Source organism: Rhodothermales bacterium, assembly GCA_013002345.1.
Taxonomy (GTDB): Bacteria; Bacteroidota; Rhodothermia; order Rhodothermales; family JABDKH01; genus JABDKH01.
Genome location: JABDKH010000155.1, coordinates 1 through 2965 on the forward strand (window position 1 = coordinate 1; position 2965 = coordinate 2965).

Here is a 2965-nt window from a genome sequence, read left to right on the forward strand (position 1 = left end):
GAGTATTTCTGTAGATTTCGTGTAGCGTGGTCTTGGCGATAACCGTTGGGGCACGTGGGTCGAAGAATGAACGGGCGAAGGGCTCTCCTGAGTCGAATCAAGACCGCTGGAAGGGGCAGGATCGGCTCAACTCGTCGCGGCAATAGTGCACAAGGAAAAAACCACTCAACCCATTTTCGTATATACCCGGGGATCGATGGCCGCGGCAGTGAGCATGCCGCTAAAGAGAGAGCCAGCGATTCCCGGCGTCAGCACATCCTGGCCGGTCAGGTACAGCCCGGGGACGGGTGTGCGTGGCCTGAGAGCGCCGGACATGATCCGTCGCGGAGTGGTTTCGAGACCGTAGAACCCGCCCTTCTCATGAGCGGTGAACTTCGCGGTTGCCAAAGGCGTGCCAAACACGCGACAGACCACCAACGGAGCAAGCGCGGGAAATCTTTCGGTAAAAAATGCCATCAACCTGGCCTCGACATCATCCTTGAACGCCGCCCATTGGTCGGGATCCTCCCCGGCACCGCCCGAGGCAAAATCAGCGACCGTCGACCAGTCAGCCAGCACCATGAATTGACCGGTATGGCGTTGTGAGGGCCCCGGATCGTGTCTGTCATCCTTCAGAGAAGGAAAGGACACGAACATCATTTGAATCGGGCTTTCCGTATTCGTCCATAAGCCGTCGTTCGTGTCCCAGCTCTCGAAGAACCAGTGATTCGATCGCGTAGCGCCGAGTTTGGCGATGTCTCCTTCGAATCCCAGGAACATCTCGAAGTGGCAGATCGAAGGCGTCATCGCCGCAATCTCGACGGCCCATGCTTGCTCACAGGTCTCCGGCGGAAGCAGGCGATTCACCGTTTCTCCGGCTCCGATCGCCGAGACGATCACCGGCGACTCGAATACCTCGCCGGAAACCGTTCGGACACCGATGGCCCGGCCATCGTCGATCAGGATTTCGCTGACCGTCGTTTCGGGACGGGCGCTGCCGCCTGCCGATTCGATCACGGGTACAAGTCCGGCGGCAATGGAACCTGCACCACCAACGGGATAACCGGCTCCCTCGAGATAATGCCGAATGATTAGCGCGTGAATCCCAAAGCTTGCCTGTGCCGGTGCGCCACCATACGTTCCCCATTGAGCTGTCAGGACAGCAGCAAGCTTGGGGTTGGAGATGTACTCGCCGACAACCTCGGAGGTCGTGCGGGCACACCAGCGCTCAATCTTCTTTTTATTCCACCAGCGATGTGCGGAACGGAACGGCTCCGGCATCGAGCGCTCGGCCGATACGAGGCGAATGGCTTCCTCCCCAGACACAAGTGCTTCGAACCAGGCGTCGATTTCAGCAGCGTTATCGGGGAAACGTTCTTTCAGCTCTGACTTATACGCTTCAGCCGGGCGTCCAACCGCTATTTCGAAGCCGTCCGGAAAATGGATCGTGTCATACACGGTGCCGATCGACTGAAACTCAATAGTCTCGCCGCTCAACCAATCAAGCACCTTTTCGCCGGGTTCATCATGACCAAACATGCCGCAGTAATGAAGGCCCACATCCCAGGTAAATCCGTCCCTCGAAAACGTGTGTGTGAGCCCGCCGATTGTCTGCGCTTGCTCCAGGAGCAGCACTTTGTGCTCCATTCGGGATAACGCGGTCGCCGTTGTCATCCCGCCCATTCCCGATCCAATGACAATGACATCAAATTCGTTATTGGAAGACTTCGATTTCATACTAATACCTTTGGATTTACACAGTGACAGAGCCACCAGCGCCGAGAACGCAGCATTTCTTTCCCAGCGCCTTTACTCCGCGCTTGAATTCGGCGTCGTCCGCAATCGCAATCTTCCTCTTCCAAAGAAACGGCACATTGTAGTGACAGGGAATAACCACTTCCGGATCGATCCGCTCCACAGCCTGCAAAGCGTCTTCAACGTCCATCGTCCAGGTATTCTGGCCGAGGCCGCCGATCGGAATCATCAACACCGTTGGCCTCAAGCCGTCCCAATCGGGTAAGAACACCGAATCACCGAGATTCAGGACCGACTTATCCCCAAGCCTTATTTTGAATCCCATCGCACCGAGACCGGTGCGTTCTCCTGGCCCAGGTTCCTTCCGAATTTTGAAGCCAAGCAGGGACACCTCGATCGGGCCGTGCACCGTTCGCACGGCTTCGAAGGTGACGTCGTCGAGCGCGATTGAATCGCCCACATCGAGCGGGTGCAGGTTGTCAAAGGGAATCCAGGATTTCAGCTCCTTACCGCGAGGATCAATGACGAGCGTTTGCCCGTTCTCGGTTTTCGTCAGGCCAATACCGCACACGACTGGAGCTCCCGAGGCCTCGGCGACGCGATCCGACTGCCAGTGATGATCCGGGTCGCCGTGAGTGATGACGATATGGGAAATCGTCGACCATTCCTCCTCAGGGATCAGGCTCCTCCAATCAAACAAGTAAAAAAATTGGCCGGGATCTATCGCGACCCGTGTTCCGCCCTCCTCGACCTGGAACGTGTTATACAGGTAGTGCGTGATCTTCACTTGACTTACTCCCGAAATTCCTGGAGCGATCGCGGAAATAATCCGCAAGCTGTCGCTGACCGTGCAACTCTCCAACGACATTCATGGTCATCACGCTGGCCATGAACTGGACGGGGCCATAAATCGTCGCGGGTGTCAGCCAGCGCAATGCGCCGACCATTGCAGAGACCAAAGGCTTAGAAATGGACGTGGTCTTTTCAGGCCGCTCCAGAACATTGAAGGCCAGTTCTGCAATTTGCCGGTATGTGAGTACCTCCGGACCACCGACATCGATTTGGCTTTCCGTACTCTCCAAGGCGTCCGCGCAGACCTCGGCCAGATCGACGCCGTGTATGGGATTAATCCGGTTTGAGCCATCTCCAAACAGGTAAACACGTCCTGAGCGGGCCATTGAAAGAAACTCTTCCATGTCCGAGAAGAATCCCGTCGGGCAGATCACCGTGT

At 56.6% G+C, this 2965-nt stretch carries 3 protein-coding genes; all 3 read right to left on the minus strand.

Going from position 1 to position 2965, the window contains the following annotated elements:
• Window positions 1–165 precede the first annotated feature (165 nt).
• Genes HKN37_07825 through HKN37_07835 form a run of 3 tightly spaced genes read right to left on the minus strand, consistent with a single transcriptional unit; the run spans window position 166 to window position 2930 of the window.
• The gene (locus tag HKN37_07825) at window positions 166–1716 is read right to left on the minus strand and encodes an NAD(P)/FAD-dependent oxidoreductase (GenBank protein NNE46553.1); all 1551 of its coding nucleotides are present in this window, start codon (window positions 1714–1716) and stop codon (window positions 166–168) included.
• Window positions 1717–1732: 16 nt separating this feature from the next.
• The gene (locus HKN37_07830; protein ID NNE46554.1) at window positions 1733–2521 is read right to left on the minus strand and encodes an MBL fold metallo-hydrolase; all 789 of its coding nucleotides are present in this window, start codon (window positions 2519–2521) and stop codon (window positions 1733–1735) included.
• On the minus strand, window positions 2496–2930 hold the full coding sequence (locus HKN37_07835) for a hypothetical protein (GenBank protein NNE46555.1): 435 nt from the start codon (window positions 2928–2930) through the stop codon (window positions 2496–2498). The genes HKN37_07830 and HKN37_07835 overlap by 26 nt, the downstream gene beginning before the upstream one ends.
• Between the last annotated feature and the right edge of the window lie 35 nt (window positions 2931–2965).

Excerpts from the sequence above, each read along its gene's own strand:
- HKN37_07825 (NNE46553.1), bottom strand. The coding sequence starts at position 1,716 with ATGAAATCGAAGTCTTCCAATAACGAATTTGATGTCATTGTCATTGGA.
- HKN37_07835 (NNE46555.1), bottom strand. The coding sequence starts at position 2,930 with ATGGAAGAGTTTCTTTCAATGGCCCGCTCAGGACGTGTTTACCTGTTT.